The 16,219-nt window shown below is 34.5% G+C and carries 19 protein-coding genes and 1 riboswitch; of the genes, 8 read left to right on the top strand and 11 right to left on the bottom strand.

Features of this window, described 5'->3' with window-relative positions; translation table 11 throughout:
• Positions 1–4 precede the first annotated feature (4 nt).
• Genes idi through gcvT form a run of 3 tightly spaced genes read left to right on the top strand, consistent with a single transcriptional unit; the run spans position 5 to position 2,087 of the window.
• Positions 5–514 (top strand): isopentenyl-diphosphate Delta-isomerase, encoded by a 510-nt coding sequence (gene idi, locus ACKX2A_RS19365; RefSeq protein ID WP_415326596.1) that lies wholly within the window; start codon positions 5–7, stop codon positions 512–514.
• A gap of 1 nt (position 515) precedes the next feature.
• Positions 516–995 (top strand): hypothetical protein, encoded by a 480-nt coding sequence (locus ACKX2A_RS19360; protein ID WP_415326595.1) that lies wholly within the window; start codon positions 516–518, stop codon positions 993–995.
• Between the two features lie 15 nt (positions 996–1,010).
• Positions 1,011–2,087 carry a glycine cleavage system aminomethyltransferase GcvT gene (gene gcvT, locus ACKX2A_RS19355; protein ID WP_415326593.1) on the top strand — a complete coding sequence of 359 codons (1,077 nt, stop codon included), beginning with the start codon at positions 1,011–1,013 and terminating at the stop codon, positions 2,085–2,087.
• A 193-nt stretch (positions 2,088–2,280) separates the two neighbouring features.
• On the opposite strand, the gene ACKX2A_RS19350 is transcribed toward gcvT, so the two are convergent.
• Together ACKX2A_RS19350 and ACKX2A_RS19345 are read right to left on the bottom strand one after the other, a co-directional pair.
• A complete protein-coding gene (locus ACKX2A_RS19350) occupies positions 2,281–2,703 on the bottom strand; it encodes a hypothetical protein (RefSeq protein ID WP_415326592.1) in 423 nt (140 codons plus the stop codon).
• A gap of 35 nt (positions 2,704–2,738) precedes the next feature.
• A complete protein-coding gene (locus tag ACKX2A_RS19345) occupies positions 2,739–3,092 on the bottom strand; it encodes an arsenate reductase family protein (protein WP_415326590.1) in 354 nt (117 codons plus the stop codon).
• A 126-nt stretch (positions 3,093–3,218) separates the two neighbouring features.
• On the opposite strand from ACKX2A_RS19345, the gene ACKX2A_RS19340 reads away from it, so the two are divergent.
• The 3 genes from ACKX2A_RS19340 (at position 3,219) to ACKX2A_RS19330 (ending at position 5,975) form a co-directional block, all read left to right on the top strand.
• Entirely contained in the window at positions 3,219–3,686 is a 468-nt protein-coding gene (locus tag ACKX2A_RS19340; RefSeq protein ID WP_415326588.1) for an acyl-CoA thioesterase, read from the top strand.
• Entirely contained in the window at positions 3,686–4,558 is an 873-nt protein-coding gene (locus ACKX2A_RS19335) for a sugar phosphate isomerase/epimerase family protein (RefSeq protein ID WP_415326586.1), read from the top strand. Before ACKX2A_RS19340 ends, ACKX2A_RS19335 begins: the two co-directional genes overlap by 1 nt.
• 13 nt (positions 4,559–4,571) lie before the next feature.
• Positions 4,572–4,639, top strand: a riboswitch (Fluoride riboswitch).
• A gap of 31 nt (positions 4,640–4,670) precedes the next feature.
• Positions 4,671–5,975, top strand: a complete 1,305-nt coding sequence (locus ACKX2A_RS19330; RefSeq protein ID WP_415326584.1) for a voltage-gated chloride channel family protein — start codon at positions 4,671–4,673, stop codon at positions 5,973–5,975.
• 461 nt (positions 5,976–6,436) lie between these two features.
• On the opposite strand, the gene ACKX2A_RS19325 is transcribed toward ACKX2A_RS19330, so the two are convergent.
• The 8 genes from ACKX2A_RS19325 to ACKX2A_RS19290 form a co-directional block, all read right to left on the bottom strand.
• The gene (locus tag ACKX2A_RS19325) at positions 6,437–6,628 is read right to left on the bottom strand and encodes a hypothetical protein (protein WP_415326582.1); all 192 of its coding nucleotides are present in this window, start codon (positions 6,626–6,628) and stop codon (positions 6,437–6,439) included.
• Positions 6,629–6,799: 171 nt separating this feature from the next.
• The gene (locus ACKX2A_RS19320; protein ID WP_415326581.1) at positions 6,800–8,041 is read right to left on the bottom strand and encodes an MFS transporter; all 1,242 of its coding nucleotides are present in this window, start codon (positions 8,039–8,041) and stop codon (positions 6,800–6,802) included.
• An 80-nt stretch (positions 8,042–8,121) separates the two neighbouring features.
• Positions 8,122–9,690, bottom strand: a complete 1,569-nt coding sequence (gene rny, locus ACKX2A_RS19315) for a ribonuclease Y (RefSeq protein ID WP_415326579.1) — start codon at positions 9,688–9,690, stop codon at positions 8,122–8,124.
• A gap of 227 nt (positions 9,691–9,917) precedes the next feature.
• Complete coding sequence (locus tag ACKX2A_RS19310; protein WP_415326578.1) at positions 9,918–10,205, bottom strand: cell division protein ZapA; 288 nt, start codon at positions 10,203–10,205, stop codon at positions 9,918–9,920.
• Positions 10,205–10,507, bottom strand: coding sequence for a hypothetical protein (locus tag ACKX2A_RS19305; RefSeq protein WP_415326576.1), 303 nt, complete (start codon positions 10,505–10,507; stop codon positions 10,205–10,207). Before ACKX2A_RS19305 ends, ACKX2A_RS19310 begins: the two co-directional genes overlap by 1 nt.
• Before the next feature lie 138 nt (positions 10,508–10,645).
• A complete protein-coding gene (locus ACKX2A_RS19300) occupies positions 10,646–11,428 on the bottom strand; it encodes a porin family protein (protein ID WP_415326575.1) in 783 nt (260 codons plus the stop codon).
• Positions 11,429–11,431: 3 nt separating this feature from the next.
• Positions 11,432–12,094, bottom strand: coding sequence for a bifunctional demethylmenaquinone methyltransferase/2-methoxy-6-polyprenyl-1,4-benzoquinol methylase UbiE (ubiE, locus tag ACKX2A_RS19295; RefSeq protein ID WP_415329505.1), 663 nt, complete (start codon positions 12,092–12,094; stop codon positions 11,432–11,434).
• Positions 12,095–12,166: 72 nt separating this feature from the next.
• Positions 12,167–12,736, bottom strand: a complete 570-nt coding sequence (locus ACKX2A_RS19290; protein WP_415326573.1) for a hypothetical protein — start codon at positions 12,734–12,736, stop codon at positions 12,167–12,169.
• 101 nt (positions 12,737–12,837) lie between these two features.
• Between ACKX2A_RS19290 and ACKX2A_RS19285 the strand changes: the two genes are divergently transcribed.
• Entirely contained in the window at positions 12,838–13,905 is a 1,068-nt protein-coding gene (locus ACKX2A_RS19285) for a 3-oxoacyl-ACP synthase III family protein (RefSeq protein ID WP_415326571.1), read from the top strand.
• A gap of 69 nt (positions 13,906–13,974) precedes the next feature.
• Positions 13,975–15,180, top strand: a complete 1,206-nt coding sequence (locus ACKX2A_RS19280; protein ID WP_415326569.1) for a metallophosphoesterase — start codon at positions 13,975–13,977, stop codon at positions 15,178–15,180.
• Between the two features lie 259 nt (positions 15,181–15,439).
• Here the strand turns inward: ACKX2A_RS19280 and ACKX2A_RS19275 are convergent, their stop codons facing one another.
• Positions 15,440–16,192, bottom strand: a complete 753-nt coding sequence (locus ACKX2A_RS19275) for a polysaccharide deacetylase family protein (protein WP_415326567.1) — start codon at positions 16,190–16,192, stop codon at positions 15,440–15,442.
• Between the last annotated feature and the right edge of the window lie 27 nt (positions 16,193–16,219).

The raw sequence follows: 16,219 nt of genomic DNA, 5'->3' as shown, positions 1-16,219 counted from the left end.
AGAAATGGAAGAATTCGTAGTTTTAGTAAATCCTCAAGATGAAGTTTTGGGCTTAATGGAAAAACAGCAGGCTCATGTCAACGGTTTATTACACCGTGCTTTCTCCGTGTTTTTGTTTAATCATAAAGGTGAAATGCTTTTACAAAAAAGAGCTTCCGGAAAATATCATTCTCCGTTAAAATGGACGAATGCAGTTTGTTCACATCCAAGAAATGGCGAAACGTATCTTGAAGGTGCAAAACGCAGAGTGAAAGAAGAATTAGGAATTGAGGTTGAAATTTCAGAAAAATTCAATTTTATTTATAAAGCAGATGTTGGAAATGAGCTTTGGGAGCATGAATTAGACCATGTTTTCATTGGAACTTTTGAAGATGATTTTCATTTAAATCCAGACGAAGTTGCAGAAGTACGATATATTTCTTTTGAAGATTTAGATAAAGAAATGATCGATCAGCCTGAAAACTTTACAGAATGGTTTAAAATTATCCTTGAAGAATACAAACACCATTTTTAGAATGATGAAGAAAATAATTTTAGCATTATCTTTTTTTGTAGGATGTTTTTCATTTGCACAGGGCGTTCCGACGAAAGTTTATGAAAATCCGAACTATTCTATCACTGTTCCAGAAGTTTGGAAAGTTACCAATGATGAAGAAATCATTAATATTTTTCCGAGTAACCAAATTGGAGCAATCACGATTTCAGAATATCATGATCTAAATCTTCCAAAAACAGAGACCAAAAAATTTATTCTCGCTCTTTACAAATCTGAAGACGACGAGAAAAAGATAAAATCTAAAAGCGGTAAAAAAGGATACACAGAATATTTTTACGAATATTTCGATGAAAAAGAAAAATTATTCTGGATTACAAAGGTTTTTCAAAAAGATAAAGATCTATTCCTCGTTTCCATCAATTGCGAACAAAAGTACTGGAACGGAAATTACATGAAACTTTTCAACGAGACTTTTGACAGTTTTAAAATAAAGAAATAGAAATAAAATTTAAATATGAAGAAAACAGCATTGTACGACAAACACGTTTCTTTGGGAGCTAAAATCGTACCTTTCGCAGGATTTGAAATGCCTGTACAATATTCCGGAGTTACAGAAGAGCATTTTGCAGTAAGAGAAAAAGCAGGTTTGTTCGACGTTTCTCACATGGGACAGTTCTTCGTGGAAGGTCCTGAAGCAAAAGATCTTTTACAATTGGTAACAACCAATAATGTGGATGCTTTAGAAAACGGAAAAGCTCAATATTCTTGTCTTCCGAACGAAAACGGAGGAATTGTAGATGATCTTATTGTTTACAAAATCGAGGATAACAAATATTTCGTGGTTGTAAATGCTTCAAACATCGAAAAAGACTGGAATCACATCGTGAAATTCAACAAGTTCGATGCTACTTTAACAAATGCTTCAGACGATATGTCGCTATTGGCTGTTCAGGGACCAAAAGCAACTGAAATTCTTCAAAAATTAACGGAAACTAACCTTTCTGAAATTCCATATTATAACTTCACTATCGGTTCTGTTGCCGGAGTTGAGAACGTAATCATCTCAAATACAGGATATACTGGGAGTGGAGGTTTCGAAATTTATTTCAACAACGAATCTGCAGAAAAACTTTGGGACGCAATCATCGATGCGGGGCAAGAAGAAGGAATTATTCCTTGCGGATTGGCTGCCAGAGATACTTTAAGACTAGAAAAAGGATTCTGTCTTTACGGAAATGATATCGATGATACGACTTCTCCAATAGAAGCTGGCTTAGGATGGATCACGAAATTCGACAAAGAATTTATTTCTAAAGAAACTTTCGCAAAACAAAAAGAAGAAGGTGTTACAAGAAAATTGGTTGGTTTTGAACTGACTGATAAAGGTGTTCCAAGACACGACTATCCAGTTGTAGACGCAGAAGGAAACGTGATTGGAAAAGTAACTTCCGGAACTCAGTCTCCAATGAAAAAAGTTGGTTTAGGTCTTGCTTATGTGGACAAACCTCACTTCAAATTGGGTTCTGAGATCTTTATCCAGGTAAGAAACAAAAATATTCCTGCAAAAGTGGTGAAAGCTCCTTTTGTATAATTGGAAAAAGATATTTATAGAAAAGCGTTTCGTAGAACTTACGAAACGCTTTTTATTTTTTAGAAGCTGATTCCCGCTTTTCGCTGTATCTTTTTGGTTACGGCCTCCGCTTCGCTCCGGCCGCAACCAAAAAGGATGTCGCTGCAATCGGGGCTAGGATTTTGTCATTCTTTACAAAATAAGCAAAAGTAAATCAACGATATACCAAAATATTTTTTACAATTCTATTTCCATAAAAACGTTTTTCAGATTCGGAAAAATAGAATTTGTTTCTTCTGTTATTAAAATTCAAAGTTTTATAAGGAAGTCCCATATCCCATGTTATCATCATTTTCACTTCATTCATGATCGGATAATTCATATCATAAAATCTGAACAACGATTTTTCGACAACTGCACTGTCTTTAGAATTAGGAATAATCCACACTGTTTGCGGCTGGATTTTATTCATCTTACACAATAAATAAGAAAATTTCTTTCCGATGTATTCCTTCTTATTGACTTCAAAAGTTTTGAGATAACTTAATGTATCTAATTGTACAGCTTTATTCTGAGCATTCGAACAAACACACAAAAGGAAAAATGACAATATTAAAACTCTGATTTTCAATTCCATTCATTTAACTAAACCTTGAAGGTTTAAGATCGTAATTAATTCACACCAAAAAACTCCTGCAAAGCCGCCACATTATTCTTATCATTCCCAACGAAAATCTTATCATCCGTAATAAAAACAGGACGCTTCAAAAAAGTATAATGATCCAATAACAAATCTTTGAAATCCTTTTCTGTTAAAGACTTTGCATCCAAACCTCTTAATTTGATCTGAGTAGATTTTTTACTGAATAAAGCTTCATAAGATTTTGTTTTCTTGTACATTTCAGCCAATTCCTCTTTGGTTATCGGTTCTTTTTTAATCTCACGAAGTTCCCAATCTGTAAGATCAAATTGTGCTAAAATTTTTCTGCAAGTGTCACATGTATTAAGGTGAAATACTTTTTTCATTATTATTTTTAAGTCTGTTATAAATTAAAATTCGTTTTCATTCAAATTTCTGACTTCAAAAATAGGATTTAATCCAGTATTTTGAAAATTATTAAATACCTTTATTCGATCAAATTTTTAGTGGAAATGCAAAACAAACCTATTACTTTTCAGTTTATTTCAGAGCCTTCAGACGTTAATTACGGAGGAAATGTACATGGAGGAAGCGTAATGAAATGGATTGACCAAGCCGGATATGCATGTGCAACAACCTGGAGTGGAAATTATTCGGTAACTGTCTATGTTGGTGGAATCCGTTTCTATGAACCGATCAAAATTGGGGAAATTGTAAAGGTAGAAGCTCAGGTAATTTATACAGGGTCGTCGAGTATGCACATTTCTATCAATGTTTTTTCAAGAAACTTAAAACAACCAAATTTCGATAAGAAAACCCATTGTATCATTGTGTTTGTTGCCGTAGATGAAAATGGTAAAAAGCTTCCAGTTCCGAAATGGGTTCCCGAAACCGAAGAAGAAAAACAGCAGGAACAATACGCAAAACGCCTGATGGAGCTCAGAACACAGATCGAGGACGAAATGAAACCATTCTTATAATGGAAAGAAAAGATTTTATTAAACTTTCCTCTTTGGGATTTTTAGGACTGTATTCTTGTGGAATTTCAAATTTAAATATGAGTAAAAAAACCTTAGCAATTCAGTTATACACCGTTCGTGATTCCATTTCTAAAGATCTGGAAAAAACTTTCGAGAAATTAGCAGAATTAGGATTTACTGAGTTTGAAATTTATGGTTATAATGGAAAATTTTTCGGAAAAACAGCAAAAGAATTCAAACAAATTTTATCTGATAATGGTTTAAAAGTCATCAGTTCGCACCACCAAACCGGAATTACCAACAAAGAAAACGGAACTCTTTTGCAAAATTGGGATCAAACATTGGATGATCTTAATTATATAGATTCAAAATATGCAGTTTGCTCCTATCTTCCAGAAGTAGAAAGGACACATGAAAATTATAAGAAACTTCCTGAAATTCTTGAAAATGCCGGAAAAATATCCAAACAAAATGGAATTCAATTGGCTTATCATAATCATGATTTTGAATTTTTAAAGATGGATGAACAGCGAAGCTATTATGATTTTATTTTAGAAAGTACTTCGTCGGATTTGGTTAAAATGGAGTTGGATTTATATTGGATTTCCAAAGCAGGTTTAGATCCATTAACTTATTTTGAGAAATACCCAAAAAGATTTCCGTTGTGGCATGTAAAGGATATGAAATATGTAACCAAAGACTTTACAGAAATCGGAAACGGAACTATTGATTTTAAAAGAATTTTTGAAGCCAAAGAAAAAGCAGGATTAAAACATTGGTTTCTGGAACAGGATTCCAGTGACAAAGATATTTTTGAAAGCATCAAAATCAGTAAAAAGTATATTTTTGAACATGATTTCTTTATAAAATAATTTTTATCTTTGCTAAACAAAAGGAAATGGTGTTCTTCCTTACCCAACCGCCTTCAAAAAGCTGATGACGCCTGATTAAAAGATTATTAACAATAATTGAATCAGGAAAATTATGCCTAAACATCAACGAACTTTCAGCAACAAAACAAAATTTCACACTCAATTTTTCTTTAGAAAATTTCCGGCTTTGCCTTATATTTTTAAGTGGCTTTGCATCAGTCTCATCATTGGAGCATTGGTAGGTACGGCTTCGGCAGGATTTTTACAGTCATTAGAATGGGCAACAAATTTCAGGGAAAATCATATCTGGTTGATCGCTTTTTTGCCCATTGCCGGTTTTTTGGTTGGTCTTTTATACTATTATTTCGGGAAAGATGTAGAAGCAGGAAATAATTTATTGCTCGAAAATATTCATGAACCGAAAGAAATTATTCCTTTTAAAATGGCTCCTTTTGTTTATCTGGGAACGATTATCACTCATTTTTTCGGAGGTTCTGCAGGTCGTGAAGGAACGGCTTTGCAGATGGCAGGTGCAATTGTAGATCAATTGACAAAACCATTTAAACTTGATCAAAACGAAAGAAAAATTTTGATTATCTCTGCGATTGCGGCGGGTTTTGGTTCGGTTTTCGGGACACCTTTGGCGGGAGCAGTTTTCGGACTTGAAGTTTTTCTGGTTGGAAGAATTCGTTACAATGCTATTTTTCCTGCATTTCTATCCGCAATTTTAGCAGACTGGATGACGAATCTCTGGAATGTTAAACATACACATTATCACATCAATTTTATTCCAAAACTTGAATTTCTTCCTGTTTTATACAGCGTTTTGGCGGGAATTGCCTTCGGAATTTGTGCAGCAACTTTCAGTAAAGCGATTCATTGGGTAGGTTCTGCTTTTAAATCTAAAATAAAATATCCACCGCTTCGTCCGGTTATCGGCGGAATAATTGTTGCGGTTGCCGTTTTTGCAATGGGAACGACAAGATACATCGGTCTGGGAATTCCAACCATTGTTGAATCTTTTGAAAAACAACTTCCTTTGTATGATTTTGCTTTAAAAATGATCTTTACAATTGTCACACTTTCGGCAGGTTTTAAAGGTGGTGAAGTCACTCCATTATTCTTTATTGGAGCAACTCTGGGAAGTGCTTTATCATTATTTATTCCGCTTCCGTTTGGTTTATTGGCCGGAATGGGATTTGTCGCGGTTTTTGCCGGAGCAACCAATACTCCACTCGCCTGTATGTTGATGGGAATTGAATTATTTGGTGCAGAATGCGGAATTTATGTCGCCATTGCTTGTATCGTATCTTATTTATTATCAGGAAATAACAGCATTTACATCAAACAAAAAATAGGAGAAGCAAAAAATAGAAGATTCGAAAATCTGAATGATAAAAGTTTCTCGGATCTGTGAGGCTGTTTTTTGGTTGATTGATTATTGTTGACGGCTACGTTTTTGGTTGAGAATTATGCTTTATGGAAAATTATAACTTCAATCAACAGCTTACAACAAATACCATTTACCGTCATTTTCTGAAAATTCCTGCGACCATAGCCCCGATTGCAGCATTTGTTTGAGCTCATTTTTTTTGGTTTTGGCGCGGCAGCGAAGCTGCCGCGCCAAAACCAAAAAAAATAGCGAGTGCGGAAAGCGGGATTAAGCTTCAAAAAGAATAAGGCTGGATGATGAGAATTTTAGTTTTACTTTTTATTTCTTAACCACCCCATCAAAAATATTTGAATTTTGACACACCTCCATTGGATGTCAATTTAAGATTTACAAGGGTTTTATAAATTACAAAAACCTTTTGGAAGGTCCCAAAAGGCTTTTGCGTATTAAATGTGGAAATGTTTATTTCTAATTGAAATAATTTCTTATACCGCCGACTGATCGCAAGTGTAAACTTGTGGACAAGCAATGTACTGAATACAATATTTCGGTCCTGTTACAGCTCCTGCGCAATCACATCCACAAAGAGAAAGATCCGGTGTTCCGCTTACTCCTCCTGTGATGTTCTTAAGATCGGCTTTTTTTAATTTTGTAGCATTTTTTAAAAAATTTTGCATGTGATTTGGTTTTTGAGATTATAAATTTAGTTTTAGTTACCTTCCAAAGTTAAACAAATATTAATTATTCAAAGCATAATTTAATATTAAATTTTATAAATTCTTTAGTCTGTTGAACTTATTATCATTATAACGCAAAATAATATTTAAATATTTCTTAAACAGTTGTAATTATTCTGTAAATTCCAGATCTTTATTGTGGGTTTCGGAGATCGTTAAAGCCGAATAAAAAGCCAGTCCGAATACGATCAATCCTACAATTGCAGCGCTTATGATTACAGAAAAATCTTTCTTAAAGAAATCAAAACCGAAAATCAAAACAGGAACTAATCCACGAACCATATTGGGAACGGTTGTTGTTGCCGTATTTCTGATATTCGTGCCAAATTGTTCCGCCGCCAAAGTCACGAACATTGCCCAATAACCTGTACCCAAACCAAGCCAAACGCAGAAAATATAATACTTAGTTTCTGTATCGGTATTTCCAAAAAGCATAATAGCCACACCAATAATTGTGAAAACAAGCATATAAAAAATGGCCATTTTTCGGGATTTTAAAGCATGAGAAATGAATCCACTTGCTAAATCTCCGACCGAAATTCCTACATAAGCCCACATAATTGCTTTTCCGGGATTAAGATCTTTAATTCCTAATTCTGGAGCGAACTGGTTGGCAAGAACCGCCAAAATTCCGATGCAATACCAGGTTGGTAATCCGACAGCGATGCATTTTAAATATCTTATTAAACGGTCTTTATTGGTAAAAAACGAAAGAAAATTCCCTTTTGAAACAGATTGATGTTCGATATTTTTATAAATTCCGGATTCGGAAACGCTGATTCTTAGAAATAATAATAGAATTCCCAAAACTCCGCCAATGATGTATGAAATATTCCATCCTCCGGCTAACTCTACTGTTAATTGAGCGACAACTGCCCCCATTAATCCAAAACCTGCTACCACAGATGTTCCAATTGCTCTTAAATTCTTTGGCAGACTTTCAGAAACAAGGGTAATTCCGGCTCCGAGCTCTCCGGCAAGACCAATTCCCGCAATGAATCTTAAAGCTGCATATTGATACACTAAATGCTCTTTAGGAAAATATGGTAAAAAGCCACATGCAATATTTGCTAAAGAATATACCAAGATTGATCCGAATAACACGGATAATCTTCCTTTTTTATCTCCGAAAATTCCCCAGAAAATACCGCCAATAAGCAAACCAATCATTTGAGCATTTAAAATAAATGTTCCGTCAACGTCAGGATTCAAGCCTAAAGCCTTTAAACTGGGAATCCTTACAATTCCGAATAAAAGCAGGTCGTAGATATCTACAAAGTAACCTAAAGCGGCAATAATAACGGGAATGGAAAAAATAAGTCTTGCTTTTGCAGACAAAGAAAGTTCTTGCATTTTGGAGTTTTAAATTTTGCTAAAAATAAAAAACCTTTCAATTTCTTGAAAGGTTTTTATAAAATATCTTTTTCCGATTATTATCTCGCAATGTTTACAGCTCTTGTTTCTCTGATCACTGTTACTTTTACTTGTCCCGGATATGTTAATTCGTTTTGAATTTTTTCCGAGATATCGTAAGATAATTGAGAAGCTACTTCATCATTTACTTTTCCGCTTTCTACCATTACTCTCAACTCTCTACCTGCCTGAATTGCGTAGGCTGATGAAACGCCATCAAAGCTTAATGCTGCAGATTCAAGATCTTTCAATCTTTGGATATAAGATTCCAGAACCTGTCTTCTTGCTCCTGGTCTTGCTCCGGAAATGGCATCGGCAACCTGAATGATTGGTGATAATAGTGAAGTCATTTCTACCTCGTCGTGGTGAGCTCCGATCGCATTTACAACCTCTGCATTTTCACCATATTTTTCTGCCCATTGCATACCTAGTAAAGCGTGAGGAAGTTCAGATTCCTGCTCCGGAACTTTACCGATATCGTGTAATAGACCTGCTCTTTTAGCCAGTTTTACATTTAATCCTAATTCAGCAGCCATTGTTGCAGCGATATTTGCTACTTCTCTCGAGTGCTGTAATAGATTTTGTCCGTAAGATGAACGATACTTCATTCTACCTACGATTTTGATCAACTCAGGATGTAATCCGTGGATTCCTAAATCAATGATCGTTCTTTTTCCAACTTCAATAATCTCCTCCTCGATTTGTTTTCTTGTTTTTTCAACAACTTCTTCGATTCTTGCAGGGTGAATTCTACCGTCTGTTACCAATCTATGAAGTGACAATCTTGCGATCTCTCTTCTTACCGGATCGAAACATGAAAGAAGAATCGCTTCCGGAGTATCATCAACAATGATTTCTACACCTGTTACAGCCTCTAAAGCACGGATATTTCTACCTTCTCTACCGATAATTCTACCTTTTACCTCATCAGATTCGATGTTGAAAACAGATACAGAATTTTCAATAGCCTGCTCTGTTCCGATTCTCTGAATCGTCTGGATAACGATTTTTCTCGCTTCACTTTTAGCATTCAGTTGAGCTTCTTCCATGATGCTCTGAACGTGCGCCTGAGCTCTTGTCTTCGCTTCAGCTTTCATGGTTTCTACCAATTCTGCTTTTGCTTCTTCAGCTGTATAGTTTGAAATTTTTTCAAGAACTTCAACTTTTTTAGCCATTGCTGTGTCCAGTTCCTGTTGTTTTCTTTCTAAAATTTCTGTTTTCTTAGCATAATCTGCGATTTGCTTATCAAGATCTTTTTCAAGTTTTCCTGTTTTGCTAAGCTCGTCGTTCAGCTTATGTTCTTTGTCTTTCGTTCTTTTTTCAATCTCCTGCATTTTCTTTTCACGAGACTGAATATCTGCATCATGCTGAGATTTTAATTCCAGGAATTTTTCTTTAGCCTGAAGGTTTTTCTCTTTCTTTATGGATTCGGCTTGTACGTTAGCTTTTTCTATAATGTTTTCGGCATTTTTCTTTGCATCATCTATAATAAATTTTCCCTTTGTATTCAGTGAGCTTTTAGAGAAAACGATCCCTATTACTGCACCAATTATAAGGCAAATAACGCCGACTATAATGGCTGTTGTCATAATCTATATTGAGTTTTAATTGTCTTTATATCCTTTAAATAAAAAAGCCCACAATAATCCAGAGATTGAGAGTAAACTCCTAATCAACACGATTTGAACTGATTTCCACTGTCTGTAATCCGGAGAACCGGCACGCCATTCGATGGACATTTGTTCGGTAATTGTTTAGCGTTGAGTTTACCTTTAATGTGTTAGAATTATTGTAGGCAGTCTGTCGGGAAAAAAATCTATTTCCCTATTTCGTTCAGCGAATGATTAATTTGGGCTAATCTTTCGTTGGTAGAGCTTATTGTTTTATCGTAGTTCATAGACACCACTTCAGCATTTGTTCCCAATTTCAGGGCACACATCGCCAAAGCATCCTGCTTGTCTCTCACATCGAAATTTTGTTCAAAATCTTTAATCATACTTTCAATTTGCTTCCCTACTTTACGCAAAGTTTCTTCCTCTGCTGCCGGTACGTTCAGCGGATATACCCTTCCTGCAATGTTGATGGTTATTCTTCTTACCTCCATTATAGTCCACTGTTTTGAAGCTGTGCGATACAGAAATCTATTTCCTTTACCAATCTGTTGATATGATTTTTCATCAATCTGTTGTGCTCAGGATTTCCTGATATCGCTGAATAAAGTTTTATATTTTTTTGTTCTTCTGCTAATACCTGACCTTTTCTTCTTTCTTCATCGTATCTTTTCTTCAGGTCTTCATGCTCAATACTTAGTTCTGAGAATTTTTCAGCAAGATTTTTATAATTTTTCTGTAAAATCAAAATCTTTTTCTCTATTTCTGAAAAATTGTTTTCTAAATCTTGAAGCATTTCAGGTTTGTATATTCTAACTATTAGCAAAAATAACAAAATATTAATACTAACAAAAATAAAACTCTCTATATTTTGATAAGGGCACAAAAAAAGGAGACGCAATTGCATCTCCAGAATATATTTAAATCAAATTTCTTATTCGAATTTAAGTACAAAAAATACTGCTCTTGTCTGTAAAGTAGACATTGCAGAAGTCCAGTAAGGAGGTGTAGTCGCATTATCTGCCACAATCTCGTTATTCATGATGAATGTACCTCTTACTGCCGGAGTTAATTTAAACTTATTAAAGTAAAACTGAATCCCCATTTCAGCAGACCAAGCAAAGTTGTGTGTTGTTGATCTGAAAACCTGCTGCATGTTGTCATCCGTAGAATCGGAATTCGACTGAAGGTTTACGATATAGTTCACACCCGCTGCAACGTAAGGTCTGGAGTTGTACCATCTGTTTCCGTGGAATTCCAGCAAAACAGGAACATCTACCAAAGTAGTTTTAATATCTCTCACTCTATCTCTTTCCGTTAATGGAATTGGGATAAACGGATCATTCGTTAAAGTACCTGCTGCGTACTGGTCGTTTGATTGTGTATTGAAAGTCAGTTGTCTCTGACCAAATTGTAACCCTGGTTCCAATCTCACGTCCAAGAAGTCATTCAGTCTCCATTTGGCGATCAAACCGGCACCGAAACTGTAACTTTCTTTAGAAGTAACGAGATTCTGATTATTATTCATACCGTATCTAGGATTCAAAACGATACGGTAGTCTAGTTTGTTACCATTCAGATAAAAACCCCAACTGAATTTTTGCTCGTCAAAGTCTTCCAACTTATCCATTCTGTTTCGGGTTCTAAATTGCGCGTTTGCTAAAACTGCAATATTTACTGAGGCTAAAACCAGTGCTTTTAATAAAAATTTATTCATAGGTTACTTTGTTGCTTTATAAATTGTGGCTATACCTAAACTTAGTTTTTTATATTCAACTTTTTTAAATCCTGTATCTAAAAGAATTTGCTTCATCTTTTCCCCGAAAGGAAATGCATTTACAGAATCCGGAAGGTATGTATATGCCCTATTATCTTTAGAAACCAATCTGCCTATCGCAGGTAATATATTTTTGAAATAAAACATATATAATGGCCCCAAGAACCCCTCAACCTTTGAAAACTCCAGTATATAAACACTCTTGTTATCTTTTACTACTCTTCTTAACTCTGCTAAACCTTTTTTAAGATTTTCAAAATTCCTTACTCCAAATGCAACGGAAACAGCATCGAATCTATTGTCCTCGAAAGGTAAATTTTCTGCATCCCCTTTTTGCATGGAAATTTTGCCGTCTAATTTAAGTTTTTTTATTTTAATAACGCCAACATTTAACATTTGTTGCGATAAATCCAAACCAATTACTTTTGAACCTGTTCCCTTTTCAATCGTAATGGCCAGATCTCCCGTTCCTGTAGCCACATCCAGCACTTCCTGCGGATTGTCATTTTTCATCCATTTCACCAAAGTATTTCTCCACAAAACATCAATTTTCAGAGATAAAACACGATTCAGCAGATCGTATTTTGGTGCAATATTGTCGAACATATCCTCTACCTGACTCTTCTTCGTCGCCTCGGAATTGTAGGGCGTAATTTTGGTAATATCTTTTGTCAAAACTTAAAACTTGTAATATTCGTTATAATAATTAAGGTAATCCTGCTTTCTGAAGATTTTCGATCTCGATTCTACCTGCTGAACGTTTTTAATTACTTTATCGTAATCTTCATCCACATTGTAATAAAAATCATCAGTAAATAATTTGTTGAAGCGTTTTGCTCCTCCAAAATATGCTTTTCCGTCGATCACAGTCTTATCAAGCGCCAAAAGTAATGAATCTTTTTTAAGATTGTATCCATAATATTGATCATTGATGTAATAATCCTGATGTGCAATATTAATTAAACCACGAATTTTATTCACTTCAAACGCAGAATCGAATAATAATTTTTTATTCTGATCAAAAACTTTAATAGAATTTTTTCCTTTATTTAGATCTACGGAGACTGTTTGTCCACCTGCAATAGTTCCTTCCGAACCATTATTTATTTTATAGTAAAATGTGTTTGGTGTAGGATTATCTACTACATAAGAGTTCTTTTTGGCTAAAAAAAGGAAGTAGATCCCAAAGGCAACGATAAACGCCACAACTGCAATAAGTAAGCCTTTTAAGGACGGATTGTTTTTCATAAGATTGTAAAGTACAATTTTTGCAAATTTAATAATATTTTTAATTCTCCGTTATTAATATTAATTATTAACTTTGCATCTTTAAAAAATCATATAAACGAATGCCGAATACGATCATTATTGGTTCTGGATCTTACCTTCCGAATAGAATTGTGGGGAGAGACTTTTTTCTAGATTCAGAGTTTTATACAGAAGACGGGGTGAAGATTGATAAACCTGCTGAGGAAACTATTGCGAAATTTGTAGAAATTACAGAAATAGAAAACAGAAGATTCATTGAGGATGATCTTTCCAACTCACAAATCGGTTACGAAGCTGCAAAAATAGCAATTGCAGACGCAAAAATAGATCAGGAACAGCTAGATTATATTATCTACGCAAGTAATTTCGGTGAAGTTACTGTAAACGGATATGCAGATTTTATGCCGACAATGGCTGCAAGAGTAAAAAACAAGCTAGGCATTAAAAACAGAAAATGTATCACTTACGATATGCTTTTCGGATGCCCTGGCTGGGTAGAAGCAATGATTTTAGCAGATACTTTAATAAAAGCAGGATCAGCTAAAACGATATTAGTAATCGGAGGAGAAACATTAAGCAGAGTAACAGATCCATCCGACAGAAACAGAATGATCTTTGCAGACGGAGCCGGAGCTGTTGTTGTACAGGCAACTGAACAGGAAAATGTAGGAATCATCGCTCACAATACGATTTGTGATAACGGTATCGAGCTGGACTATCTGGCAAACGGACCATCTATCAACAATGAATCTGATCAGACTCGTTTGTATGTGAGAATGCAGGGAAGAAAAATTTATGAGTATGCTCTTAAAAACGTTCCTGCTGCCATCAAAGAAACTATTGAAGACGCAAATCTATCCATTGAAGATATCGACAAAATCTTAATCCACCAAGCAAATGCAAAGATGGATTATGCCATGATCGAAAGACTTCATAAGCTTTATGATGTGAAAGATTACGACCATGCTATCTCTCCAATGACAATCCAAGACTTTGGAAATTCATCTGTTGCAACAATTCCTACCATGTTTGATTTAATAATTAAAGGAAAAATGGAGGGTCAAACGTTTAAAGAAAAAGGTAACGTTGTAATGACTTCGGTTGGTGCCGGAATGAACATCAATGCTATCGTTTATAGATTTCCTTAATAATATTTAATTTAAAATATATAAAAAAGCACAGGGAAATTATTCTTTGTGCTTTTTTTAAACTTAATTATGCAAAGAAATTTTTTAATAATTGCAGCCGTTTTTCTATTTTTAGAAGTTTATATCTATCAGGCGATAAGAACTTTAACAGATAACTTCTGGATAAGAATAGGATATTGGGCAATAACTTTGGCGGTTTACGGACTTTTCGCTTACGAAATCACACATATTCAGAAATCGGACAGAAGCACGGTGAGAATGCAGATCATGATTTCACTGTTTTTGGTATTTATTTTACCTAAAATTTTCGTAGTTCTGTTTTTATTGATTGATGATATTTTCAGAACAGGAAAATATTTAATCGGATTCGCAAGTCCAAGTGAAAACTTTTTCCCAGAGAGAAGAAAGTTCCTGAGTTTGGTCGGATTAGGTCTAGGAGGTGTGCTTTCTGCCCTATTCATCGACGGAATCACGTTTGGTAAATACCGCCATAAGGTAAGAAGAGTAAGAATTAATTTTAAAAATCTTCCAAAAAGTTTTAAAGGGTATAAAATTGTACAGATTTCCGACGTTCATAGTGGAAGTTTTTCTGATCCGAGCAAATTGGAGCACGCAATTAATCTGATTAATGAGCAAAATCCAGATTTGGTTTTATTTACAGGAGATATGGTGAATAATGTTGCGGAAGAGTTTAAGCCGTTTATTCCTTTATTTTCCAAAATTAGAGCTAAAGACGGCAAATTAGCAGTTCTTGGAAACCACGATTATGGCGATTATATAACTTGGACATCCCCTGAAGAAAAGAAAAAAAATCTGGAAACGTTGATTGATTACGAAAGACAAGCCGGATTTGATATGCTTAGGAACGAACACAGAATCATAGAAAAAAACGGTGAAAAATTATATATTCTTGGTGTTGAAAACTGGGGACTAAAACCCTTCCCACAATTTGGAAGACTGGATGATGCATTAAAAGACGTGCCAAAAGATGCTACAAAAATATTAATGAGCCACGACCCTACTCACTTCGATTATGTAGTTAAAAAACATCCAACAGATATTCATTTAACGCTTTCGGGTCATACACACGGAATGCAGTTTGGTCTGGATTTGAAAAATGTAAAGTGGTCTCCTGTTCAGTATAAATATCCAAAATGGGCAGATTTATATGAAAGCGAAGGAAAAATGCTTTATGTAAACAGAGGTTTCGGTGTGTTGGGATATCCGGGAAGAGTTGGTGTTTTGCCGGAAATTACGCTTTTTGAATTAGCTTAAATTTTTTCTCCCACAGATTTACATTTTTTTGTGTTATATTTTTTTTAGGCAAAGATTATATTCGATATTCCATAATTAAAGAGCAAAGATTAATCAGTAAAGTTGATTTTTATGAAGCAATCGTTTTAGCTTCGCGAAGAAAATTTATTTGCCTTTGCCTATCTGAAAATCTACGGTTTGAATAATTAAATCTTTGCGTCAAAAATATAACACATAAAATATCTTTATTAAATCTTAAAATAGTCGGGAAAATAAAAACCTAAAAAATATAATCTTTCATACGAGAAGTAGCCATTTCTTTCTCGTTGATCCAAGTAAGGAGGGCATCTAATTTGTCCTCCATTTTTTTGCCCGAATTCAGCTTTCTGTAAAAAGGAATATCAAATTTATAAGTACTGAAATCCGTGAATTGCCAAGCGTTAAGATAAATCAAAACAAAATCATCTTTCTTCAATGTTTCGAAAACCATGCTTTGGTAGTAATCCATCGGCAGCATCTGAAACACAAAGTCATTATACGGCAATTGACTGTAAGGCGAAATACTTTCAGGAACGATACTCAATCCATCCTCTTCAATTATTTGCGTATCTCTTTTCAGACGTTTAAAAGGAAAAAGAATATTCGCATTATCAATATTGGAAACATAATTAAATTCCAACAATTTCAAACTTTCCTGAGGCAGTTTAAAATCTTTCTGGCGAATTCCTCTGATCTGTTTTTCTAAAAGCTCTTGAGTAAATTTCTTTGCATTTTCAATTTCTTCAAGGCTTGAATTTTTATTAAAAAAAGCAATTTCATGCCCTTTGGATGAAATTGCTTTTAGTAAATTTTGAAGTTTTTGAGCAATGGAAATCTCCACAAAAAAACTTGCTTTGACATCATGAATATCTAAAATTCTAAGAATCGCTTTTGTATTATCTTCTGAAATTTTCAATCTCTCTTCATCGGAAATCTGGATACCATTTTTGGGATCAGCTTGAATATTTGCGATGTTAAAAGTGAATAATATCATTTAAATTAAATTTTAGATAAATTTTAT

Source organism: Chryseobacterium sp. MMS23-Vi53 (genome assembly GCF_047651245.1).
Lineage (GTDB): Bacteria > Bacteroidota > Bacteroidia > Flavobacteriales > Weeksellaceae > Chryseobacterium.
The sequence above is the reverse complement of the archived record's forward strand: the minus strand, read 5'-3'. Positions and strand labels throughout refer to the sequence as shown.